Here is a 23747-nt window from a genome sequence, read left to right as displayed (position 1 = left end):
GGTTTTTTGGAATCCAGCTCGGTTCGTTCTCATCGCTCTCGGCTCCTTGTGTCTATGTATGGGCGGCCACCGTCCTGGCCCGAAAGCCACGGCGTGTTTGAGTCAGAAACTCAGGCCTCGGGTTTGGGCTTGGGTTTGGTCTGGGACAGCAGCTGCGCCAGCGAGACGGTCTCGTTGCGCACCAATGGCCTGGCCCAGGCGCTGACGCTCAGGATGTAGGCCAGGGTCAGGAAGACGGTGGTCATGGCGGTGCGAAGGCCGATGGCGTCTCCGAGCACGCCCACCAACAGGGGCACGATGGCGCCGCCGAGGATGCCGGTGCACAGCACACCCGAGAAGGCGCCATGGTGGCGGGGCACGGAATTCAGGCCCAGCGAGAAGACGATGGAGAACATCACCGACAGGCAGAAGCCCGAGGCCGGGAAGGCCCACAGCGACGCTGCCGCCGGGCCGAACAGCGCGATGCCGACGCAGCCCATGGCCAGCACCGTGAAGCCGGCCAGCACGAGGCGCGAGTCCAGCAGCTTGAGCAGCACCAGGCCGAGCAGGCAGCCCAGCGACATCAGGCCCCAGAAGCGCGCCACCGCATCCGCCCCTTCGGCCGTGGCCGAGATGCCGTGATAGGTCGCCAGGAACTGCGACATCCAGTTGGCCAGGGTCTGCTCGGTGCCGACATAGGCCAGGATGCCGAGGAAGAAGAGGCGCAGGTCACGCCGCGCCAGCAGCTCCCGGTAGGCCGACCAGCCGCCGGCGCGCTCGTCGTCCTTGAGCTCGACCTGCGGCAGGGGCAGGGTCTGGTTGGCGAGGATGAGGGCGACGAAGCCGGCGGTGAAGATCCAGTAGAAGGCTACCCACACCAGCGGGCTGCCAGCCGCGCCGGGCCTTTCCATCAGCAACTGGAAGGCCCAGGGGCTGAGGAAGGACGCCAGGCCGAAGACGAGCTGGCCCATCACCGAGAAGAAGGCGAAATGGGCCTCGCCGCCGGCCGTGCGCAGCAGCGGGTTGACGACGACCTGCAACAGGGCCATGCCCAGGCCGATGACGAAGAGGCCGGCGATGGCCGTGCCATAGCTGGGCCAGAGGGCGATGGCCAGGGAGCCGGCCAGGTTCAGCACAAAGGCCACCAATATGGTCAGCCGCGGCCCCTTGGCTTCCACCAGCATGCCGCCCGGCACCGACACCAGCCCATAGGCCAGGAAGAAGGAGAAGGGCAGGAAGCCCGCCAGGCCCAGGCTGAGCTTGAAGTCCTGGATGATGATCGGCATCAGCGGGCCGATCAGGTTGGTGACAAAGGAGATCACGAACCAGATCAGCAGGATGTAGCCGACGATCAGCGCGCGGTGCTTCATGGCGTTCAGGCGGCGATGCAGTCAGCGAACTCGCCGGCGCGAATCGTTTTCCGTGGGAAGCGCGACAGGATGGCTCGGGCTGTGCGGCAGCCAGCCGCCAGGGCCTCGGCCAGATGGGCGCCGCGTAGGCGGGCCGATAGATAACCGGCATTGAAGGCATCGCCGGCACCGATCGTGTCGAAGATGTCGGCAGGCTCGGCGTCGTGTTCGACGCGGCGGCCGCCCTCGAAGCCCAGGGCCCCGCGTGCGCCGACCTTGACGACCAGGCTGGCCTGCGGCTTCAGCGCACGGGCGATCAGCACCAGGGCCGCGTCCAGGTCCTCGGTGCCGGCAATGCTGCGCGCCTCCAGCTCGTTGATGAGCAGGTGGTCGCAGTGGGGCAGCCAGCTCATCACCTCGTCGCGGTCCCAGCCCTCGGGCGGCCAGCCGGTGTCCAGCGCTATTGCGTAGCCGCGCGAGGCCGCCTCGGCCAGCAGGTCGACATAGCGGACGCGCAGATGGGGCAGCAGGAAGGGCGCCGTGAACAGGGCGATGGACGGCGCCGGCGTGAAGTGCAGATGCTTGAGCACATGCTGCACCGACAGCTGCTGCAGATGGCCGTGGGTGGTGAAGAAGTTGCGCTCGCCACAGCTGTGCATCAGGCCCACCGAGATGGTGGTTTCGCGGTCGCAGACCTCCAGGTTCGTGCGGATGCCGCTGAACTGCTCGGCCAGCCAGTGGCCGAAATGGTCGTTGCCGACGGCCGAGATGAGATGGGTGGCTTGGCCGATATGGCGGGCGGCCAGGGCGGCATTGGCGCCGGAGCCGCCGGCACGCAACTCGCTGCGCGGCATCAGTAGTTCGGTGCCGATGCTGGGCCAGGCTTCCAGGGAACCGAGCACCAGATCGACGCCGACGTCTCCGACGATGCTGAGCTGAGGGGAAGAAAAAAGAGCTCTATCCGTGTCCATGGGCGCCGACTATAGGAGCCCACCGGAAGCGGTGTCAATAAATAAATCCAGTGGATTGAAATATTTATCCGGTACGCCTGGCGGAGGAGCGGTGGCCCAGCAATTCGCCCACGTCGAGGTCGCCGCGGCGATCCTGCTGCAGTACTTCCAGGCGTGGCGACAGCATCTCGTAGATGGGCAGCACGGCGGCGCCGAGGATGGAGGAATCGTCCTGGCGGTCGGACAGCACGATGCGGGTCTCGGGTGCGGCCACGCCGCCGCGCACCGAGCGGTGCCAGGGCAGGGCGAGTGCGACGAGATGCTCCACCAGCACCTTGGGCGCCGAGCCGCCGATGACGATGGAGCGCGGGTCCAGCATGTTCTCGATCATGCAGACGGCGTCGCGCAGGCGGTCGGCCGCCTGGCGGCACCAGCGGTGCAGGGCCTCGTCGCCGGGCTGCTGCAGGCGTGCGCTGAGATCCAGGGTCCAGACATCGTGGTCGCTGACGCCCAGGGCCTCGGCCAGGGAGTGCATGGACACATAGCGCTCCAGGCAGCCGCGGTTGCCGCAGTAGCAGGGCGTGCCGCCGGGCACGATGGGCACATGGCCGATCTCGGTGGCATTGCCGTCGGCGCCGGGATAGGCCGAGCGGCCGATGACCAGGGCGCCACCCAGGCCCAGCCCGAGATGCAGATAGAAGAAGTCGTCCAGGTGCTTGGCGACGCCGAACAGGGTCTCGCCCAGGGCGCCGGCAACGCTGTCGACGCGGTAGAAAAGGGGCAGGCCGGTGGCTTCGCCCAGTTCCTCCAGCACCGACAGGTCGTTCCAGCCCTCCAGCGCGGTCGGGCCGATGAAACTGATGTCGGTGTGGCCCAGCGGGCCGGGCAGGGCGATGCCTATGCCCCAGAGGCGCTCGGTCGATTCGCGGCGCAGGCGCGCCACCAGCTGCAGCATGGCGGCCAGCATCTGCTGGCGGTCGCTGGTGTCCATCTCGACCTCACAGCGGCTGCGGATCTCGCCGACGAGGTTGACGAGGGCGGCCGAGGCCCGGCCGGGTTCCAGGCTGATGCCGATGGCATTGCCGGCCTGCGGGTTCAGCTCGAAGGCGATGGGCGGCTGGCCGCGCGATTTGTCGACCTTCTGGCGCCGCGACACGATGAGGCCGATGGCCTCGAGGTCGTTGGTGATGTTGGCCACCGTCTGGGGGCTCAGCGACACCATGTCGGCGATGTCCTTGCGCGAGGCGGCGCCCTGCTGGCGGATGAAGTCCAGCACCACGCGGCGGTTGAAGGGGGCGCTGGACTGTTGGGTGGCTCCTCGGCCGGTGGTTCTCATCGTGCGGGCGGCGCTTTCTTGGTGCCCATGATAGGTGGGCTGGCTGTCAGGCGCCGATTCTGGCCGAGGCCGCGGCGCCGTTGGCGGAAGCGTTTGAAATAAATTTATACAACCATTGGATTTAAATATTGACGATGCGCATCTTACGGCCCTACATTCGCGCCCCATGGTCCCGTTGGAGGGACGAGGTCTGGCCCGGCGCATCCAGCAGTGAAGTTGCGCTCCTCGCCGGCGGCATGCGTCGCTCGTGGGCATCCACAACCCGTGGCTCTTCCATCGCCACACGACTTCGTTGAGGCAACAAACATGCAATCACTCCGGATCGGCTCCTGTGCGGCCCTCGCCCTGTTGAGCCTGTCTTCGCTCGCTGTCGCGGCCGGCAGCAATGCCGCCAAGAGCACGGCCTTCGTGCAGGACGGCTGGCTCTACACCAAGACCGAAACCGCCAGCGGCCAGGCCCTGGTCACGGCCGTCCAGCCCGCTGCCGCCAGCGGCGTGATCCCGGTCGGCGACTCGCGCGTCTGGGGCAATGTCTTCGACAAGAACCGCAAGCTGACCGTCGCCCAGTGGCAGGCCGTGCTCAGCATGGATGCCTATCCGGAGAACGGCACCACCAACTACCAGGACGTCGGCCCCTGGCGCTATTGCGAGGTGGACTACGAGGCCAGCGTCGGCATCTCGGATTACCGCGGCAACACCTTCGGCCCGGTCGGCGTGACGACGGTGGGCGACTTCCCCGACTACTTCAAGAATGCCTTCGCGCCCTATGTGCTGGGCAAGACGGGCGCGACCAACGCCGACATGAAGAACTGGGGCGTGCAGGTCACCGGCGTGTCGGCCAGCAACTTCAAGGCCGATGACTCCCAGCTCGATCCCTATCCCAACCTCAGCCGCTCCAACTCGACCAAACGCGCGGCCCTGACCAAGATCTGCAAGGCCCTGCAATCGGCCTTCGACACCCAGCAGGACAAGTATGTGATGAGCCATTACGCGCACATCAACAACGACAAGCTGCTGCCGGTGCTGAGTGCGCTGAAGGGCATCGGCTTCACGGCCTTCGACAAATACAACCTCGTCGGCCTGGCCTTCCAGGTCCAGGTCAACACCGGCTCCATCGGCAGCGTGTCGGCCTTCACCTCGGTCAAGAACGCCGGCAACTGCGGCAGCATGAGCAACGAGACCTGCTTCGCCACCTATCTGACCGATCAATACATCCGCTGGCTCAAGTCCGGCAGCCTCGGCGACGATGCGGGCAACTGCTGGCGTGCCAGCATGGCTCTGGACATCTACAAGAAGAACCCGGCCATGAACAGCGTCAGCACGGTCAACTCCGTCATCAACAGCAGCTACCCGAACAACAGCGGCAAATGCCCGACCTCGGGCATCAAGTGGTCCAAGAACATGGCATGGCAATGAAGCACATCCTGATGGCGGCGGCCCTGATGGCTGGCTTGCCGCTGGCCGTGGCCGCTGAGGCGGCCGCCCCGGTGACGACCGTCTCGGTGCAGTTGCCGACCGAGCCCCTGCTGGTGCAGATCAACCAGGTGGCGCTGGAGCGCGTCGGCCCCAAGAAGGCCGTCGTGGAGTCCACGGGCCCGGCCCAGGCCGGGCGCTACCGCGTACTGGCCGGCGCCAAGGTCGTCACCCAGGGCGAGCTGAAGGCCTTGCCCGACTTCTCGGCCTGGGGTGCGGGCAGGCGCTATTTCGAGGTGGACTTCTCGGCCATCGAGAAGGCGGGCGTCTACCGTGTCGAAGCCACGCTCGGTGGCAAGCGCGCGGTCTCGGCGCCCGTGCGCGTGCGCGACCAGGCCCTGTTCACGACCATTGCCGACAGGACGCTGGACTACTTCCACCGCAGCCGCCATACCGGCAAGGGAGACAGCCACATCCGCATCTTCGAGACGGACCGCTTCGCCGATGTGCATGGCGGCTGGAAGGACGCCGGCGGCGACACGGGCAAGTATCTGTCCCACCTCGGCTACGCCAATTTCTTCAACCCGCAGCAGACCTCGATGGCGGCCTGGGTGCTGGCCTACACGGCCCACGCCTCAAGCGACCTCTACCGCCGCGCCGGGCTGCTCAAGCGCGCCGAGGACGAGGCCCTCTGGGGCGCCGACTATCTGCACCGCATCCTCGACGCCGAGGGCTATTTCTACACCACGGTGTTCGATCGGTGGGGCGATGAGAAGGCCGAGCGCATGGTCGTCGGCTATGAGGGTGAGGAGGGCAAGTACACCCAGCTCTACCGCTCGGCCTACCGTGCGGGTGGCGGCATGGCCATCGCGGCGCTGGCGCGGGCGTCGCTGCTCGCCAAGCAGTCGGGCCGGCAGGGTGAGTTCAGCGGTGCCACCTATCTGGCCGATGCGGTGAAGGCCTTCGACCATCTGCAGCAGTTCAATGCCCGGTACACGGCCAATGGCGTCGAGAACATCATCGATGACTACACGGCGCTGATGGCCGCGGTCGAGCTCTTCCACGCGACACGCGAGCTGCGCTTCCTGGACGCCGCCCGTCTGCGTGCGGAAAGCCTGATGAGGCGTCAGACCGCCGCCGGCGGCTTTGTCAGCGATGGCGATGCACGGCCCTATTACCACGCGGTCGAAGCGGGTTTGCCGGCGCTGAGCCTGACCCACTATCTGGCCATCGAGACCCAGCAGGCGCGTCGTGACCGGACCACCAACGCCATCGCTGCGGCCCTGAAAAACGAGATCACCATCACCCAGCGCGTCTCCAACCCCTATGGCTATGCGCGCCAGGCCTTCCAGCTTGCGCCCAATGGCAAAGCCGAAGGTCCCGTCCTCGAAGGCTTCTTCATGCCCCACAAGAACGAGACCGGCTACTGGTGGCAGGGCGAGAGCGCCCGCCTGGCTTCGCTGGCGACGGCCATGGCGGCCGGCCGCCGCGCCCTCGGCGCCGCCATGCCGGAAGGCTGGGCCGGCTATGCCCAGAGCCAGCTCGACTGGACCCTGGGCCGCAACCCCTATGGCATCTCCATGCTCTATGGCTTCGGCAAGCGCAACCCGCCGGCCGTGCCGTCGAGCGCAGGCGACATGTTTGCCGGCGGCATCTCCAATGGCATCACGGGTGCTGCGGACAGCGACACCGGCGAAGGCATCGCCTTCGGGCCGGGGCCGGACGACGCCCAGTGGCGCTGGGTGGAGCAGTGGATCCCGCATTCGACCTGGATGCTGCTGGCGGCGGTGGAAACAGCGCGCTGATGTCACAAACGTGGGGGCTGTTGCGTCAGGAGGGGGTTGAACCCCGAAACTCCCGCCATGACCGACGACCTTTCGCCCACCGCCCGCGCCCTGCGCTTTGACCGCGACCATGCGCGCCGCCTGCGCGCCCTGGCCTACCGCATGCTCGGCTCGCGCGCCGAGGCCGAGGACATCGTTCAGGAGGCCTGGCTGCGCTGGGCCGAGGTGGACATCAGCGCCGTCCAGCATGAGGGCGCCTTCCTGTCGCGGCTGGTGACCAATCTCTGCCTGGACAAGCTGCGCTCGGCCGCGGTGCAGCGCGAGCACTACGTGGGCGTCTGGCTGCCCGAGCCCATGCTGGAAGACGAAGCGCTGTTCGGCTGGGCGCCCGGCCCCGAGAAACAGGCCGAGTTCGCCCAGGACGTGTCCATCGCCTTCATGCTGGCCCTGGAGCGCCTGTCGCCGCTGGAGCGCGCGGCCTTTCTGCTGCATGACGTCTTCGACCTCGACTATGACGAGATCGCCCGCCACCTGGACCGCAGCGAGGCGGCCTGCCGCCAGCTCATCAGCCGGGCACGCAAGAACATCAAGGCCGACTATGCGCGGCACGAGGTGGCCAAGGAGGAGGCGGATCGCCTGGTCCACGCCTTCATGGACGCGGTGCGCAGCCAGGACGTGTCGGCCCTGGCCCAGCTGCTCAGCGAGGACGCCGTCATGATGGCCGACGGCGGCGGCAAGGTGGCGGCCGTGCCCAAGCCCCTGCATGGCGGCGCCCAGATCGCGCGCACCTTCATCGGCTTTGCGCAACTGCCCACCAGCGCGTCCTGGCGCCTGGTGCCGGCGGTCGTCAACGGCCTGCCGGGCCTGCTCATCCTCGACGACAGCAACGGCGGTCGACTCGTGCAGACCATTGCGCTGGCCCCGTCGGCCGAGCCGGGCCAGGTGGGGGCCGTCTATATCCAGCGCAACCCCGACAAGCTCGGTGGGATCAGGATGCGTGTCACAAACGCCGCGGCTGATCCGTCTTGAGTGTGAGGCCGGCGATTTTGCCGGCCCACCCCACCCAAGGACATCGCCATGAGCACGCACACTGCCCGCCTCGACTACTTCCGCCAGTCCGCCGACCTGTCCAAGAAGTACCTGGACTTCAGCATGGCCTTCCGCATGGACAAGACCCTGGCCGTGCTGATCGACATCCGCGCCTCCCAGCTCAACGGCTGCGCCTTTTGCCTGGACATGCACGTCAAGCAGGCCAAGATGCATGGCGAGCGCGAGCTGCGCCTGCACCATGTCGCCATCTGGCGCGAGTCGACGCTGTTCACGCCCAAGGAGCGCGCCGCCCTGGCCTGGACCGAGCTGCTGACCCGCATCCCGGCCGAGGGAGTCTCGGACGCCGCCTACGCCGAGGTCAGCGAGCATTTCTCCCCCGAGGAGTTGTCCGAGCTGACCTGGCGCGTCGCTGCCATCAACGGCTGGAACCGCATGAATGTGGCGGTGCGCAATGTGCCGGGCTCGGCGGACAAGATGTTTGGCCTGGACAAGGCCGGGCTGAACTGAGGCGGTCGCTCGCCACCAGTTCGGTCAAGCCGGGCAGGACGGGCGCCTTGACCTGCACGGACTGCTCGGCCACGGGTCGAGAGTCCACGACGGGCTTGGGGTGACGGAAGAAGAACATGGGCCGCCAACTGCGCGCGCAAAGTGAGATGACAAGACCAGGGAATCCCTGAGCTGACCTGTGGCGGCGCGGCTAGCATCGCTGCCACTGCTGCAGGAGCTGGGATGCTGGATGTCGAGGTGGTGCGGACGCTGACGCTGGGATCCGGCCACCTCAGCGCCGCCAGTGGGCTGGTCTGCGTCGGGCAGCAGATGTTCGTCGTTGCCGATGACGAGCATCAGCTCGGCATCTTTGGCGCCACGGGGGCGGGTTCGCTGCATCGGCTTTTCGACGGTGAGTTGCCGATGGAGCCCAAAGCGCGCAAGGTGGCCAAGCCCGATCTGGAGGCGCTGGTGCAGTTGCCGCCCTTCGAAGCTTTTCCCCACGGCGCGCTGCTGGCGTTGGGCTCGGGATCGCGCCCACAGCGCCAGCGCGCTGCATTGCTTGCGATCGACGCTGCGGGCGGCCTGCAAGGGCCGGCCCTGGAGATCGATCTCTCCTCCTTTTACGAGCCGCTGCGGGCCAGGCATGCGCAGCTGAACATCGAGGGCGGCTTTGTCAGCGCGGGGCGCTTGCATCTGCTGCAGCGGGGCCATGCAGCCGAGCCGGCCAATGTGGTGATCGGCTTCGACTGGCCGGCCGTGCAATCCTGGCTGCGCGGCGGGGAGGTGCCTGCGCCGGTCTCCAGCGCCCGGGTTGAGCTGGGCGACATCGATGGCGTGCCTCTTTGCTTCACCGACGGCACCGCCCTGGCCGCCGGAGGCTGGGTGTTCTGCGCTGCCGCCGAGGCCACCGATGACAACTACGCCGACGGGCCCTGCCGGGGATCAGCCGTCGGCGTCGTGGCTGCCGATGGGCGCCTGCTCGCGCTGTTGCCCCTGTCCTTGCGATGCAAGGCCGAAGGCATTGCGGCCAGCCTCGATAACGGATGGCTGCGCCTGTTGATGGTGACCGACCCCGACGATCGCAACGCGCCGGCCCTGTTGCTGTCGGCGAGCCTGGCGCTTCCGGCCTAGGATGCGCGCCTGGCCAACTCCACGCCGCTATCCCATGGCTGTCAAGACTGTTGCCGCTGCCTTGCTGATTACCACCACCGGCCTGGCTCAGGCACAAACCGCCGAAGCGGCCGACCCCGTCGTCACGCTGGTCCATCACCTCGACCTCGAGAGGTACAAGGCCACCATCAAGGGCCTGACCCAGTTCGGCGACCGGCGCCAGGGCACGGCGCGCAACCGCGCGGCCCTGGATTGGATCGAGACGCAGCTGAAGAGCTATGGCTGCACGAACACCGAGAGGCTGCAGTACCAATTCACCGAGCCCGCCAAGCGCAACCCGGCCGCGCCGCGCGCGCCCCTGGCCGGTGGCCCAGCCGGGCAGGGCGGCAGCACCCTGTTCGGCAAGCGCGCCCCCATCGGCGTCAACACCGACCCCCTGGCCCAGCCGGATGAGCGGCTACGCAAACTGAACGAGGAGCCCACGCCCGAGGGCACCGGCCTGCGCGAAAACGTCTACTGCACCAAGGTCGGTACGACCCGGCCCGACGAGATGTATATCGTCGGCGCCCACATGGACGGCATAGGCTGGGGCGAGGCGGCCAATGACAACGGCTCGGGCACGGCCCTGGTCATGGAGCTGGCGCGCATCTTCAGCCTGCCCGGCGTGACCACGGAGCGCTCCATCCGCTTCGTGCTGTGGAACAACGAGGAGACCGGGCTGAACGGCGCCTCTGCCTATGTCGAGCAACGCAAGGGCCTGCAGGGCATCGAGTCACCCAAGGGCTCCGGCAAATACCCCGAGCCCAGGTGGCTGGGCATGATCCAGCACGACATGATGATGTTCGACCACGGCATGCCCGTGGCCAAGCTGGACGCCAACGGCAAGCCGGTGCTGGACGCCAAGGGTCAGCCGTTCTACGTGGCTCCGAAGGAGCAACGCGCCGAGGCCGATGTCAACATCGAATACCAGTCCACGGCCAAGTTCGCGGACGGCGCGGCCAAGCTGGCCTGGCATTTCCGCGCCGCGAACGACAAATACGCGACGAACTATCCGGCGGCGGTGGGATTCCACATGACCAACACCGACTCCACGCCCTTCATGGACGAGGTGCCAGCCATCTCGCTGCGCGAAAACGAGCGCGGCCAGCAGATCGGCGCGGGCTGGAATCCGCACTGGCATCAGCCCACGGATCTGTTCTCCAGTTACACCGACAAGGACTTCCTGCTCGGCCTCAATGCGGCCCAGACGACACTGGCGGCTGTCGCCCAACTTACGGGCGCGAGGGTCAAGCCTTGACCCGTGACATCGTTCCGCCCGCATTCGCGGGGATGTACAAAAGTTTCAAATGGATACAGTCCTGTCCATCGCGCAGTTGCTAACCGTTTCCATGCGCGGCTACTAGACGTCGCTGGGCCTCTGGTCCCAAGCGCGCAGCAGGGGGGAGCAGGCCGTCCGGGCTTTGCCCACGGCCATCCGTGAGTCCACTTCGGTGGGCTCTTTTGTTTCCCCCGACGCCGTGCGGGCCTCTTCAGGCCCGCCGCGGTGTCCATCGTCTGCTGCCCCGTGGAATCCAACACTGCTCTCGCCCCGTTCTATACCGAGGCGCCTGACTCGGCGCGTGAACCTGCCGTGCGCGATGCGGCCGATCTGCTGGTCGACGCCCTGGCCGCCCTCGGCGTCGAATATGTCTTCGGCGTGCCGGGCGGCGCCATCGAACCCCTCTACAACGCCCTGGCACGCAGCGCCCGCCGCGGCGGCCCGCAGGCCGTCGTGGCCCGCAACGAGCAGGGCGCGGCCTATATGGCCGACGGCTATGCCCGCGAGACCGGCAAGCTCGGCGTCTGCATCGCCACCTCGGGGCCGGGCGCCACCAACCTGATCACCGGCGTGGCCTGCGCCTATGACAACAACGTGCCCATGCTGGTCATCACCGGCCAGCCGCCGATCAAGAACTTCGGCAAGGGCGCGCTGCAGGAATCCAGCTGCACCGGCATCAACACCATGGCCATGTTCCGGCCTTGCACGCGCTACAACTCCCTGGTCTCGCATGCCGAGCAGCTGCCCACCAAGCTCTTCAATGCGCTGATGCAGGCCCAGCGCGCGCCCAGCGGGCCCAGCCATCTGTCCATTCCGGTGGACATTCTTCGCGCCCCTATTTCAAGCGACATGGAAACCCCAGACTTCGCCGGCCTGCTGCGCCGCGCGCCGGCCCTGGTGGATCTGCCCGCCGTGCGCCAGCTGGCCCGCCAGCTGTTCTCGGCCCGCCAGCCGGTCTGGCTGATCGGCGACGGCTGCGGCGAAGCGGCCAACGAGCTGATGCAGCTGGTGCAGCGCACCGACGGGACCTTCATCACGACGCCGGACGGCAAGGGCTTCATCAACCCGCGCCACCCGCGTTTTCGTGGCGTGTTCGGCTTTGGCGGCCACGCCAGCGCGGCCGAGCTGCTGTCCAGCGAACCCGATCTCGTCATCGCGCTGGGCACGGGCTTTGGCGAATTCAACAGCGGTGGCTGGTCGGCCGCGCTGCTGAACAGCCGTCTCGTCCATGTGGATGACAGCGACGAGAACCTGATGCGCTCGCAGATGGCCCGGCTGCATGTGCGCGGCCATATCAAGTCGGTCTGTGAGCAGCTCATCGCGCTGCTGAACTCACCGCAGGACGCGGCCCTGCTGCCCTTCATGCATCCGCAGGTAGCGCGCCAGGCCTACGAGGCCATGGTCGACAGCCCCCAGGCCCTGCACAGCGACAGCGCGCCGGTCAAGCCGCAGCGTCTGGTCGCCACGCTGGGCGAACGCTGCCCGCCGCAGACCCGCTTCGTCGCCGACGCCGGCAACAGCGCCGCCTGGGCGGTTCACTATCTGGCGCCGCATGACCAGCGCGCCCGCATGCCTGGCGGCGCCTATCTGCCGGCCGGCAAGGAAAGGCGCACCCGCAGCTCCAGCTGGCTGCGCGTAACCATGGACTTCGCGCCCATGGGCTGGGCCATCGGCTCGGCCGTCGGCATCGCCATGGCCAACCGGCGCTGCCCGGTCGTCTGCCTGACCGGCGACGGCAGCTATCTGATGAATGGCCAGGAGATCACCGTGGCCGCCGAACTCGGCCTGCCGGTGCTCTACGTCGTGCTGAACGACGGGGCCCTGGGCATGGTCAAGCATGGCCAGCGCCTGGCCGGCGCCGAGCCCATCGGCTTCCAGCTGCCCAAGGTCGACTTCGCCATGATGGCCGCGGCCATGGGCATCCCGGGCCATGTGATCCGCACGCCGCAGGACCTGGATGCGCTGGACTTCGAGGCCCTGCTGTCGCGCCAGGGGCCGACGCTGCTGGACGTGCGCATCGATGGCGAGGAAGTGCCGCCGATGAATCTGCGCATGAAGACGCTGGGCACGGCCCGATGACCCCGTCGCTGACGACGCGCATCTGGCGCGAGGAGGCGGAGCCTGACAACGCCTTTGCGGCGCGCGCCGCCTTCTGCCACGGCTATGACGTCTATGGCGAAATGCTGGGTCAGGCAGGCTGGGTCGAGATGCTCTTCCTGCTGTTCACCGGGGAGCCGCCCTGGCCGGAGCAGACCCAGTTGCTGGAGATGCTGGCCGTGACCCTGGCCAACCCCGGGCCGCGTGATCCTTCCGTGCAGGCAGCCATGGCCAGCGGCACCGGCGGCGCGCCGGCCGCGGCCACGCTGATGGCGGCGCTGTCGGTGGGCGCAGGCCGCCAGGGCGGCGCGCGGGATGTCTTCGACGCGATGAGGGGCTGGGTTGATTGCGGGACCGACCTCGCGGCCTGGCAGGCACGTCTGGCGGACGGCGGCCCGGGACCGCTGGAGATCTGGCCTGCGGCTGAGCGCGCCGCCGGCTTCGACCCGCATGCGCCGCGCGTGCCGGGCATCGTGCTGCAGGCGCTCGAGCGCCTGGCCGCGCAGCCGCTGGCGCAGCGGCTGCGCTGGCTGGCCGAGCACCGTGAGGCGCTCGAAGCCGCCGCCGGCTTGCCGCTGGCCATGAGCAGCGTCGCCGCGGCCGCCCTGGCCGACCTCGGCTTCAGCCCCGACCAGGGCGAGATGCTGCATCTGCTGCTGCGCCTGCCGGGCGCGGCCGCGCATGCACTGGAGCAGCGCGCCCTGGGCTACAAGCGCTTTCCCTTCCCTCCGGTGGAGTTGCAGGACGATCCGGCGCTGCGGGCGGTGGCGGCATGAGCCCCGCACGGCCCAACCCGGGTTTCGGACCCGCCGCCCTGGCTGACCAGGCCCATGTGCTGCGCACCCGCGTCGGAGCGTGCTGGCCGGGCGCGCGGGCCGTCTTCCGCGGCCAGGACCTGCACCGCGACCTGGCCGGTGCAAGCTCCATGGACCTCTTCCTGTACGGCATCACCGGCCGGCGCTTCGCCGCCAACGAGCTGCGCGTGCTGGACGGCATGTGGGCCCTGACGGGCTATCCGGACACGCGGCTGTGGAACAACCGCGTCGCTGCGCTGGCGTCCAACGCACGCAGCCTGCCGTCGCTGGGTTTTGCGGCCGGCATTGCGGCGAGCGAGGCCCGCGTCTTCGGCGGCGGCCCGGCCTTCTTCGCCATCGACTTCTTCCTGCGCGCCGGCGCCCGGCGGCATGCGGGTGATGCGGTCGAGAACATCGTTGCCGCCGAGCTGCTGGAGCGGCGTCGCATCCTCGGCTATGGCCGCCCCATGAGCTCGACGGACGAGCGGCTGCCGCCGCTGGTGGCGCTGGCCGAGCGCGAGGGGCTGGCCGAGGGTCTGCACTTTCGCCTCGCCTTCGATGTCGAGCAGGCCCTGCTGCGCCGCAAGCCCTTTCTGAAGCTGAACTACGCCGGCGCCACCGCGGCGCTGGCGGCCGACCTCGGCCTCACGGCGCGGCAGTACCAGCTCTACAACGTCTTCAAGACCCTGCTCGGCATGCCGCCCTGCATCGTCGAGGCTGCGGAGAAACCCGAGGGCACCCTGATGCCCATGCCCTGCGCGAACGTGATTTATGAGGGGCAAGCCCCCCGCAGTTGGTCCGAAAGGGGGCGGGCGCGCCACTCATAATCGCGCCCGAATCCCCTTCCGCAGGTGCGCTATGCCACGTCGTTCTGCAGGTCTTCTGGGCTTGATCGCCACCCTGGCTTTCAGTGGCTTGGCGAGGGCGCAGTCCGACGAAGACGAACTGGCCCTGGCCTATGGCGACCAGCGCTCGGTCAGCATCGCCGCCGGCAGCCGTCAGCCGCTGCGCCAGGCGCCGTCGGTGGCCAGCGTCATCACGGCTGAGGCCATCCAGGCGATGGGGGCCGTCGACCTGGACGAAGTGCTGGAATCCGTCGCCGGCCTGCATGTCGGTCGTTCGGCCAACCAGTACATGCCGCTCTATGTCTTCCGCGGCATCTACAGTCAGTTCACACCCCAGGTGCTGGTGCTGCAGAACGGCGTGCCGATGACGACCCTGTTCGTCGGCAACAAGGGCAATATCTGGGCCGGTTATCCGGTCGAACACATTGCCCGCATCGAGGTCATCCGCGGGCCGGGTTCGGCGCTGTACGGGGCCGACGCCTTTTCGGGCGTCATCAACATCATCACCAAGTCGGCCGCCGACACGCCGGGCACGCGCGTCGGCTTGCGTGGTGGCTCCTTCAACAGCCGTGACGGCTGGGTGCTGCATGGCGGCAAGCTGGGGCCGCTGGAAGTCTCGGCCTATCTGCGCGTCGGCGCCACCGATGGCCCTCGCAGCCTCATCGAAAAGGATGCAGCCCAGCCGGCCGTGACGCGGGCGCCGGGGCCGCTGAATCTCGGCCGCGACGCGGTGGATGCCAACCTGGAGATCGCCCAGGGGGCGTGGCGTGCCCACCTCGGCTACAAGCTGCGCAGCAATGTCGGCACCGGTGCAGGCGTGGCTTCGGCCCTGGACCCGACGGGCAAGAGCCGCAGCGAACGCACGCATGCCGACCTCTCCTGGACCGAGCCCAAGCTGGCCGCGGACTGGGGCGCCGGATTGCAGGTCAGCTTCCTGCACTATGCCGATCTCGCCACGACCAACTATGTACTGCTGCCGGCCGGCACGACGCTGGGCCCGGGCAATGTCTTCACCGACGGCCTGATCGGCGGCCCGAACAAATGGGAGCGCCAGCTGCGGACGTCGGGCTTCGCCACCTATTCGGGCTTCAGCGGCCACAGCATCCGCCTGGGCCTGGGCTATGACGACCTCGACCTCTACAAGACCACCGAATACAAGAACTTCAACCCCAACTACAGCCGCATCGGCACCGGCTCTTTCGGCGACGTGACCGACTTCTCCAACACGGCGCTGAAGTTCATGCTGCCGCAGCAACGCCAGGTCAGCTATGCCTATGCCCAGGACGAGTGGCGCTTCCACCCCGACTGGATCCTGACCGCCGGCGTGCGTCACGACCGCTATTCCGACTTCGGCACGACCACCAACCCGCGCGTGGCCCTGGTCTGGAGCGCGGCCTATGACCTGACGGCCAAGCTGCTCTACGGCCAGGCCTTCCGGGCACCGTCCTTCACCGAGCAGCACAGCATCAACAACCCCGTCGTGGGCGGCAATCCGAACATCAAGCCCGAAACCATCCGCACCGTCGAGGCGGCGCTGGCCTGGACCCCGGCGGACAGCCTGCAGCTCAACCTCAGCCTGTTCCACTACGAGATGCGCGACATCATCCGCGGCGCGCCCAACCCCGCCGCGCCGCCGGCCAACCTGATCCAGAACCGCGGCGGCCAGGACGGGCAGGGCGGCGAGCTCGAAATCGTCTGGGACGCCTCGCGCAGCCTTCGCATTTCGGGCAACTTCTCTTTCCAAAGATCCGTCGACGAGGCGACGCGGGTGGACGCCGGCTATGCGCCGCACCAGCATGCCTATCTGCAGGCCGACTGGGCGGTGGCGCGCGGCACGACGATCAGCGGCCAGCTCAATCATGTGGCCGGCCGCCGCCGCCCGGCCGGCGATGCTCGCCCGCCCATCAAGGACTACACGACGCTGGACCTGTCCGCGCGGACCCGGCTGGGCGGCTCCGATTGGGAGCTCTCGCTGATGCTGCGCAACCTCTTCAACGCCGATGCGCGCGAACCCAGCCTGGCCGGCGGCGGCATCATCTATGACCTGCCGGTGGCGCAGCGGGCGGCCTATGTGCAGGCCCTGTACCGCTTTTGATCGCTGGCCAAGGGGTGGCGCCTTTGCATAATCCCGGCCACCCCTTCCGGCCCCGCCACGCGTCCTCCTCTTGACTGAGTCTTCCGCCCAAGCCACACGCCGCGCTCTTTTGCGACAGGCCTTGGGCGGTGCCGTGGCGTTGGCGGCCGGCGCGGCCTCGTCTGCCGAGCTCGGTCGCTCGCTGGTCGTCGTCTATCCCGAGCTCGGCGAGCCCTTCCGCCAGGTCTTCACGTCCATCATTGAAGGCATTGAGGACAAGCTCGGTGGCGCCGTGACCAGCGTGGTCATGCCCAACAACGCCAACCCGGCCCAGGTCGCCGATGACATCCGCAAGCGCGAGGCCAAGGTGCTGATCGGCCTGGGCCGTGGCGGCATGCGCGTCGCGGCGGCCCTGGCCGATGAGCTGGCCGTGCTGGTGGGCTGCGTCGTGTCGGTGCAGGAGTCGGAGGCACGCAGCTTCCCCGTGCACACGCTGGCGCCCGACCCGGCCCTGCTGCTGGCGCGCCTGAAGCGGCTGCGCCCCGGCGCAAAGCGCGTTCACCTCGTCTACGACCCCAAGCTGAACGCCTGGCTCGCCAAGCTGGCGCGCGAGGCCGCACGCGCCGAAGGGCTGGAGCTGGCCACCCAGGAGGTTGTCGACCAGGCCGAGGCCCTGCGCGCCTACACCCAGCTGCTGGCCGCCGCCGATCCGGCGCGTGACACGCTGTGGTTGCCCCAGGATCCCACGACCGTGGACGACAACGCCGTGCTGCCGCTGGTGCTGAGGGAGGGCTGGAACCGCAACATCACTGTGTTCTCCAGCCACCTGGCCCATGTGAAGCGCGGCGCCCTGTTCTCGCTCTACCCCGACAACCGCGAGCTTGGACGCACACTGGCCGCGGCGGCCCAGCGCCTGGTCGCCGCGCCCAAGTCGGCCGTTGCCGGCGTGCTGCCATTGCGGCAGGCCCGCTCCGCCATCAATATCCGTACCGCTGCGCACCTGGGCATCGACGTGGCCACCGTGCAGTCCGGATTCGACCTGGTCTACCCCTCCAGCTGAGGCCACTGAGTGTCCCCTCCCTACCCACTCGACAGCCAACCGCCCGTCATCGCGCGGGACGCGGAGGCGAGCCTGCCCGCCGCGCCGCCGCAACGGCCCTGGCCGCTGCGGGCCTATGCCCGCTGGCTGCGCGAAACCTCCTTCCGCCGCCACCTCAGCGTGGCCGTCGCCCTGGGCACGTTTTGCCTGGCCCTGCTGATGGCCGGCGTCAACGCCTGGCAGGGCGGCCGCCAGGTGCGCGCCATGCTGATGGAGCAGGGCGGCCGCGTGGCCGCCAACCTCGCCTCCAACAGCTCGCTGGCCCTGCTGTACGCGGCGGCCGACAACGCCGAAGAGGCCGTGCGCGCCTCGCTGGCCTTTCCCGATGTGATGGGCATAGAGATCCGCGACACCAAGGGCCGGCTGCTGCTGGCCCTCGGCCCCGAGCGTGATCGCCTGCCCGCGGGCGCGTCGCCCGGCGCGCCGGGCCGGGCCGCCAGCGAGCCCTGGCTGGACCAGGAGACCGAGGACAGCTGGGCCTTTGCCGCACCGGTCTGGACCCGCCCCGAGGCCTCGCCCTTCGACGTGACGCTGAAGCCGCCCCAGCTGCTCGGCCATGTGCGCGTGATCCAGAGCAAGGCGACGCTGCACCGTACCCAGGCCTCCCTCTTCCTCGCCAACTTCGGCGTGGCCGTGCTGTTCGCCGCCGTCTTCCTGCTCGCGCTGCGCTTCCTGGTGCTGAGGCTGACCCGGCCGCTCGGTGCCCTCTCCCAGGCCATGGAGAGGGTGGAGGGCGGCGACAGCGATGCGCGCGCGCCAGCCGGCGGCCCGCGCGACATTGCTGCCATGGCCCATACCTTCAACCGCATGCTCACTGTGTTGCAGGAGCGCGAGGCCGAGCTGGGCGCCCATCGCGACCATCTCGAGGACCTGGTGCGCGCGCGTACGGTGGAGCTCAGCGAGGCCAAGGAGCGCGCCGAAGTGGCCAGCCGCGCCAAGAGCCAGTTCCTGGCGCGCATGAGCCATGAGTTGCGCACCCCGCTGAACGCCGTCATGGGCTATGCCCAGATCCTGAAGATGGACAACGGCCTCAGCCCCAAGCAGCGCAACGGCCTGGACATCATCCACAGCAGCGGCCAGCACCTGCTGACGCTGATCGTCGACATCCTGGACCTGTCGCGCATCGAGGCCGGCAAGGCCGAACTGCGCATCGGCCCGGTCGAACTGGTCCCGCGCCTGCAGGCCGTCATCGACATCGTGCGCGTGATGGCCGAGGGCAAGCAGATCGGGCTCAGCCTCGAGCTCGATCCGCAATTGCCGGCCGTCGTGCAGGCCGACGAGAAGCGCCTCAACCAGGTCCTGCTCAATCTGCTCGGCAATGCCGTCAAGTTCACCCATGTGGGCGGCGTGACGCTACGCGCCGAGGTCGTCCACGGCGCCGATGTCGAAGGCGGCCATGCCCTGCTGCGCTTCGAGGTGAGGGACACCGGCGTCGGCATCGCCGAGGACCAGGCCGTGCGCCTGTTCGAGCCGTTCGAGCAGGCCGGCAGCGCCGAACAGCGCGTCGGCGGCACCGGTCTCGGCCTGGCCATCAGCCGCCAGTTGGTGCGCATGATGGGTGGCGAGATCCAGCTGGAGAGCCGGCTGGCCCAGGGCAGCCGGTTCTGGTTCGAGATCAGCGTGCGCGTCGAGGCTTGACGGCGCCGGGGCCGATGTAGTCCGCCAGATGCTGGCCGGTCAGCGTCGAGCGCGCCTTGACCAGATCGGCCGGCGTGCCCTCGAAGACGACCTTGCCGCCGTCGTGGCCAGCGCCCGGCCCGAGGTCGATGATCCAGTCGGCATGGGCCATGACGGCCTGGTGGTGCTCGATGACGATGACGGACTTGCCGCTGTCCACCAGGCGATCCAGCAGGCCGAGCAGCTGTTCGACATCGGCCAGGTGCAGGCCGGCGGTCGGCTCGTCCAGCACATAGACGTCGCCCTTCTCGGCCATCTGGGTCGCGAGCTTGAGGCGCTGGCGTTCGCCGCCTGAAAGTGTCGTCAGCGGCTGGCCCAGGCTGAGATAGCCGAGGCCGACGTCGGACAGGCGTTCGAGGATGGTGTGGGCCGCTGGCGTCTTGGCGGGGCCTTTGCCGAAGAAGGCCGTGGCCTCGCCGACCGACATGGCCAGCACCTCGCTGATGTCGCGGCCGCCGAGCTTGTACTCGAGCACCGCGGCCTGGAAGCGCTTGCCACCGCAGTCCTCGCAGACCGTGGACACCGTGGCCATGGGGCCGAGGTCGGTGAAGATGAGGCCGTTGCCATTGCAGGTCGGGCAGGCGCCCTCGGAGTTGGCGCTGAACAGGGCGGGCTTGACGCCATTGGCCTTGGCGAAGGCGCTGCGGATGGGATCGAGCAGGCCGGTATAGGTGGCCGGGTTGCTGCGCCGCGAGCCGCGGATGGCGGTCTGGTCGATGGCGACGACACCGTCCAGCGGCGACACCGAACCATGGATCAGCGAGCTCTTGCCCGAGCCGGCCACGCCGGTGACGACACAGAGCACGCCCAGCGGGATGTCGACGTTGACCTTCTGCAGGTTGTGGGTGCTGGCGCCGCGCACCTTCAGCGCGCCCTTGGGCTTGCGCACCTCGGGCTTGAGCTGGGCGCGGTCGTCCAGGTGGCGCCCGGTCAACGTGCCGCTCTTGCGCAGGCCGGCGACTTCGCCCTCGTAGACGATCTCGCCACCGGCCGAGCCGGCGCCCGGGCCGAGATCGACGACATGGTCGGCAATCGCGATGACCTCGGGCTTGTGCTCGACGACGAGGACGGTGTTGCCCTTGTCGCGCAGCCGCTTCAGCAGGCCGTTCATGCGCTGGATGTCGTGCGGATGCAGGCCCGTGGTCGGTTCGTCGAAGACATAGCTGACGTCGGTCAGCGACGAGCCGAGGTGGCGGATCATCTTGACGCGCTGGGCCTCGCCGCCGGACAGGGTGCCGCTGGGCCGGTCCAGCGACAGGTAGCCCAGGCCGATCTCGGCGAAGGCGTCCAGGGAATGCACCAGGGCCTTCAGCAGCGGTGCGACGGTGGGCTGTTTCAGGTCGCGCACCCAGTCGGCCAGGTCGCTGATCTGCATGGAGCAGGCGTCGGCGATGCTGAGCTTGCCGATCTTGCAGGAGCGCGCCGCTTCGCTGAGCCGCGTGCCCTGGCACTCGGGGCAGGTCTGGAAGGTGATGGCGCGGTCGACGAAGGCGCGGATATGGGGCTGCAGCGCGTCGACGTCCTTGGACAAAAAGGACTTCTGGATGGACGGGATCAGGCCGGCATAGGTCAGGTTGATGCCGTCGACCTTGATCTTGGTCGCCTCCTTGTGCAGCAGGTCGTGCAGTTCGCGCTTGGTGAACTTGGCAATCGGCTTGTCGGGATCGAAGAAGCCGCAGCCGCGGAAGATGCGGCCATACCAGCCTTCCATGCTGTAGCCGGGGATGGTGATGGCGCCGTCGTTGAGGGATTTGCTGGCATCAAACAGCTGGGTCAGGTCGAAGTCGCTGACCGAGCCCATGCCCTCGCAGCGCGGGCACATGCCGCCGGTGCGCGAGAAGGTCTGCTTGACGGCCTTGCTGGCGCCGCCCTTGTCGACGGTGATGACGCCGGTGGCCTGCACCGAGGGCACATTGAAGGCAAAGGCGCTGGGCGGGCCGATCTGCGGCTTGCCCAGGCGGCTGAACAGGATGCGCAGCATGGCATTGGCATCCGTCACCGTGCCGACCGTGGAGCGGGCGTTGGCGCCCAGACGCTCCTGGTCGACGATGATGGCCGTGGTGATGCCTTCCAGCACGTCCACCTCGGGCCGCGCCAGCGTGGGCATGAAGCCCTGCACGAAGGCGCTGTAGGTCTCGTTGATGAGGCGCTGCGACTCCGCCGCGATGGTGCCGAAGACCAGGGAGCTCTTGCCCGAGCCCGACACGCCGGTGAACACCGTCAGCCGGCGCTTGGGCAGGTCGACGCTGACGTCCTTGAGGTTGTTCTCGCGCGCACCCTGGACGCGGATGCGGTCGTGGTTGTCAGCGTCGGCCATGTTCAGCGCTTTTCCTGGATGCGGAGCAGGTTGCCTGCGGGATCGCGCACGGCGCAGTCCCGGACGCCATAAGGCTGCATGGTCGGCTCCTCGACGATCTCGGCGTCCTCGGCCTGCAGCTTGGCAAAGGTCTTGTCCAGGTCAGCGGTGGCGAGGATGAGCATGCCGAAGGTGCCCTTGGCCATCATCTCGCTGATGGTGCGGCGCTCATCCTCGGTGATGCCGGGCGTGACCGCCGGCGGGTGCAGCACGATGGAGGTGTTGGGCTGGCCGGCCGGGCCGACGGTGATCCAGCGCAGGCCGTTGTAGCCGACGTCGTTGCGCACCTCGAAGCCCAGGGTGTCGCGGTAGAAGGCAAGCGAGGCTTCGGGGTCGGTCTGGGGCAGGAAGCTGGAGTGAATGCTGATGTCCATGGCGGGGTCTCCGTTCAGTGGTTGAGCCATGTGAAGCAGTCTAGGTTTCGCTTGCTTCGGACGCTTCTCGATTCCTGATCGGTTTCGTCACTTGGCGGGCCACGCAGGACGGCATGCCGGCCGTGGCCAGGGCCTGGTCGCGCTTGTAGGCGCTCGGCGACTGGCCCACCAGCTCGCTGAAGCGGGTGCTGAAGGTGCCCAGCGACGAGCAGCCGACGGTGAAGCAGACCTCGGTGACGCTGAGGTCGCCCCGGCGCAGCAGGGCCATGGCGCGTTCGATGCGCCGCGTCATCAGATAGCTGTAGACCGATTCGCCATAGGCGACGCGGAACTGCCGGCTCAGGTGGCCGCCCGACATGTGCACGCCGTTGGCCAGGGCTTCGACGTTCAGGGGCTGGGCGTATTCGCGGTCGATGCGGTCGCGCACGCGGCGCAGCCGCGCTAGGTCGCGCAGATGCAGTTCGGAGCCGGGCTTGGTCGTCATGCCGGCATGCTGCCAGCTTCGACGGCTCGCGGCGCGCGCCCGAACCGGTCGCGCAGTTGCAGCCCCGGCTTCTCGACGAGATGGTGCAGGGCGGCGCCCACGCCCAGGATGACGGCGGCATAGACGGGGAACAGCGCCACCCCCTGCAGTGGCAGGCCGGGAGCGATCCAGGCGTAGACCGCGTGCATGGCGAGCTTGTGGCTGAGATAGAGGCTGTAGGAGGTGGCGGCCAGCCAGCCTGTGCCCGGAATCGCCCAGACCCGCGGCGTGCTGGCGGCCAGCACGAGCAGACCCAGGCCAAGGGACAGCAGAGGCCAGCCGACGGCGTTGGCGACGAGGCCGGTGCGGTCCTGGAACAGCCAGATGGCGAGGGCGACGGTCGCCAAACCCGCCAGCAGCAGGGCCATGGCGCGCGCCTGCAGCCGCTCCCACAGCTGCGGGCGATAGACGCGCAGCGCCGCAAGCAGGACGCCCATCAGCAAGCCGTCCAGGCGCGTCCAGGTCGGGTAGTAGAGGTCCTCGATGAACCAGGGGCGCTGAGGCTGGGTGGCGTCAAAGTGCAGCCAGATGCCGGTGCGCAGCGCAATGCCACCCAGCACCAGAGCCGCGAACAGGGTGGCGATGCGCGCCACCGATGGCCGCCGCGTTGCCCACCAGGCCAGCAGCGGGAACAACAGGTAGAAGTGTTCCTCCACGCACAGCGACCATGCATGCGAGAAAGCCTGGTTGTGGCCGTAGTCGATGAAGAGGTTCAGCGTGAACGTCGCGAACTGCCACCAGGCTTCCAGGTCGGGCTCCTCGCGCAGCACCGGGAAGGCGACATAGACGGTCAGCACGACGGCGAAGGCGGGCAGGATGCGCCAGGCGCGTCGCCAGTAGAAGTCACGCAACTGCAAGGCCTCGCCACGCTGCAGCTTGCGCAGCAATTGCGAGCCGATCAGGAAGCCGCTGAGGACGAAGAAGATGTCCACGCCCATCCAGCCGAAGCGGGTCAGCCAGGTCCAGTCCGGCCCCAGGCCGCCGATGAGGAAGCTGTGGAAGCACATCACCCAGACGATGGCGATGCTGCGCAGCAGGTCGAGGCCGGGAAGGCGGGGCATGGGATGAGAGGCAGCGAAAAGGGCGGCAGCGTAACGCCGCTTTCGACGGCAGCCGTTCGTCAGGTGGCG

The 23747-nt window shown here is 68.3% G+C and carries 19 protein-coding genes; 12 read left to right on the top strand and 7 right to left on the bottom strand.

Annotation, left to right across the window (positions count from 1 at the left end; genetic code table 11):
* Positions 1-110: 110 nt before the first annotated feature.
* The 3 genes from J2X20_RS25215 to J2X20_RS25205 all read right to left on the bottom strand — a co-directional run bounded on the left by J2X20_RS25215 (position 111) and on the right by J2X20_RS25205 (position 3614).
* Complete coding sequence (locus tag J2X20_RS25215; protein WP_310271398.1) at positions 111-1349, bottom strand: MFS transporter; 1239 nt, start codon at positions 1347-1349, stop codon at positions 111-113.
* A 5-nt stretch (positions 1350-1354) separates the two neighbouring features.
* Positions 1355-2299, bottom strand: coding sequence for a carbohydrate kinase family protein (locus J2X20_RS25210; protein WP_310271395.1), 945 nt, complete (start codon positions 2297-2299; stop codon positions 1355-1357).
* Between the two features lie 64 nt (positions 2300-2363).
* Entirely contained in the window at positions 2364-3614 is a 1251-nt protein-coding gene (locus tag J2X20_RS25205; protein WP_310271392.1) for an ROK family transcriptional regulator, read from the bottom strand.
* 306 nt (positions 3615-3920) lie between these two features.
* On the opposite strand from J2X20_RS25205, the gene J2X20_RS25200 reads away from it, so the two are divergent.
* The 12 genes from J2X20_RS25200 to J2X20_RS25145 all read left to right on the top strand — a co-directional run bounded on the left by J2X20_RS25200 (position 3921) and on the right by J2X20_RS25145 (position 19325).
* Positions 3921-5030 carry a hypothetical protein gene (locus tag J2X20_RS25200; protein ID WP_310271389.1) on the top strand — a complete coding sequence of 370 codons (1110 nt, stop codon included), beginning with the start codon at positions 3921-3923 and terminating at the stop codon, positions 5028-5030.
* Positions 5027-6832, top strand: coding sequence for a glycoside hydrolase family 9 protein (locus J2X20_RS25195; RefSeq protein ID WP_310271385.1), 1806 nt, complete (start codon positions 5027-5029; stop codon positions 6830-6832). The genes J2X20_RS25200 and J2X20_RS25195 overlap by 4 nt, the downstream gene beginning before the upstream one ends.
* A 57-nt stretch (positions 6833-6889) precedes the next feature.
* Positions 6890-7840: an RNA polymerase sigma factor SigJ gene (gene sigJ / locus J2X20_RS25190; RefSeq protein WP_310271381.1), complete on the top strand. Its 951-nt coding sequence runs from the start codon at positions 6890-6892 to the stop codon at positions 7838-7840.
* A 48-nt stretch (positions 7841-7888) separates the two neighbouring features.
* Positions 7889-8368, top strand: a complete 480-nt coding sequence (locus J2X20_RS25185) for a carboxymuconolactone decarboxylase family protein (RefSeq protein WP_310271377.1) — start codon at positions 7889-7891, stop codon at positions 8366-8368.
* 222 nt (positions 8369-8590) lie between these two features.
* Positions 8591-9481: a DUF6929 family protein gene (locus J2X20_RS25180; protein ID WP_310271375.1), complete on the top strand. Its 891-nt coding sequence runs from the start codon at positions 8591-8593 to the stop codon at positions 9479-9481.
* 34 nt (positions 9482-9515) lie between these two features.
* Positions 9516-10757 (top strand): M28 family metallopeptidase, encoded by a 1242-nt coding sequence (locus tag J2X20_RS25175; RefSeq protein ID WP_310271372.1) that lies wholly within the window; start codon positions 9516-9518, stop codon positions 10755-10757.
* A gap of 267 nt (positions 10758-11024) precedes the next feature.
* Positions 11025-12857, top strand: coding sequence for a thiamine pyrophosphate-binding protein (locus J2X20_RS25170; RefSeq protein ID WP_310271369.1), 1833 nt, complete (start codon positions 11025-11027; stop codon positions 12855-12857).
* Positions 12854-13651, top strand: a complete 798-nt coding sequence (locus J2X20_RS25165; RefSeq protein WP_310271366.1) for a citrate synthase family protein — start codon at positions 12854-12856, stop codon at positions 13649-13651. The genes J2X20_RS25170 and J2X20_RS25165 overlap by 4 nt, the downstream gene beginning before the upstream one ends.
* The gene (locus J2X20_RS25160; RefSeq protein ID WP_310271364.1) at positions 13648-14496 is read left to right on the top strand and encodes a citrate synthase family protein; all 849 of its coding nucleotides are present in this window, start codon (positions 13648-13650) and stop codon (positions 14494-14496) included. Before J2X20_RS25165 ends, J2X20_RS25160 begins: the two co-directional genes overlap by 4 nt.
* 61 nt (positions 14497-14557) lie before the next feature.
* Positions 14558-16609, top strand: coding sequence for a TonB-dependent receptor plug domain-containing protein (locus J2X20_RS25155; protein ID WP_310271360.1), 2052 nt, complete (start codon positions 14558-14560; stop codon positions 16607-16609).
* A 109-nt stretch (positions 16610-16718) separates the two neighbouring features.
* A complete protein-coding gene (locus tag J2X20_RS25150) occupies positions 16719-17648 on the top strand; it encodes an ABC transporter substrate binding protein (RefSeq protein ID WP_310271358.1) in 930 nt (309 codons plus the stop codon).
* Between the two features lie 9 nt (positions 17649-17657).
* Positions 17658-19325, top strand: coding sequence for an ATP-binding protein (locus J2X20_RS25145; protein ID WP_310271355.1), 1668 nt, complete (start codon positions 17658-17660; stop codon positions 19323-19325).
* Here J2X20_RS25145 and J2X20_RS25140 read toward each other — a convergent pair.
* From J2X20_RS25140 to J2X20_RS25125, 4 genes are read right to left on the bottom strand one after another with little or no spacing between them, the layout of a single operon-like run.
* On the bottom strand, positions 19303-21681 hold the full coding sequence (locus tag J2X20_RS25140; RefSeq protein ID WP_310271352.1) for an ATP-binding cassette domain-containing protein: 2379 nt from the start codon (positions 21679-21681) through the stop codon (positions 19303-19305). The two genes, J2X20_RS25145 and J2X20_RS25140, sit on opposite strands and share 23 nt — an antisense overlap.
* 2 nt (positions 21682-21683) lie before the next feature.
* Positions 21684-22094: a VOC family protein gene (locus tag J2X20_RS25135; RefSeq protein WP_310271348.1), complete on the bottom strand. Its 411-nt coding sequence runs from the start codon at positions 22092-22094 to the stop codon at positions 21684-21686.
* Between the two features lie 40 nt (positions 22095-22134).
* On the bottom strand, positions 22135-22578 hold the full coding sequence (locus J2X20_RS25130; RefSeq protein WP_310271347.1) for a helix-turn-helix transcriptional regulator: 444 nt from the start codon (positions 22576-22578) through the stop codon (positions 22135-22137).
* A complete protein-coding gene (locus J2X20_RS25125) occupies positions 22575-23678 on the bottom strand; it encodes an acyltransferase family protein (protein ID WP_310271344.1) in 1104 nt (367 codons plus the stop codon). The genes J2X20_RS25130 and J2X20_RS25125 overlap by 4 nt, the downstream gene beginning before the upstream one ends.
* Positions 23679-23747 lie beyond the last annotated feature (69 nt).

This window comes from Roseateles saccharophilus (genome assembly GCF_031458095.1).
Taxonomy (GTDB): Bacteria; Pseudomonadota; Gammaproteobacteria; order Burkholderiales; family Burkholderiaceae_C; genus Pelomonas; species Pelomonas saccharophila_A.
This window is presented reverse-complemented; position numbering and strand designations above follow the sequence as displayed.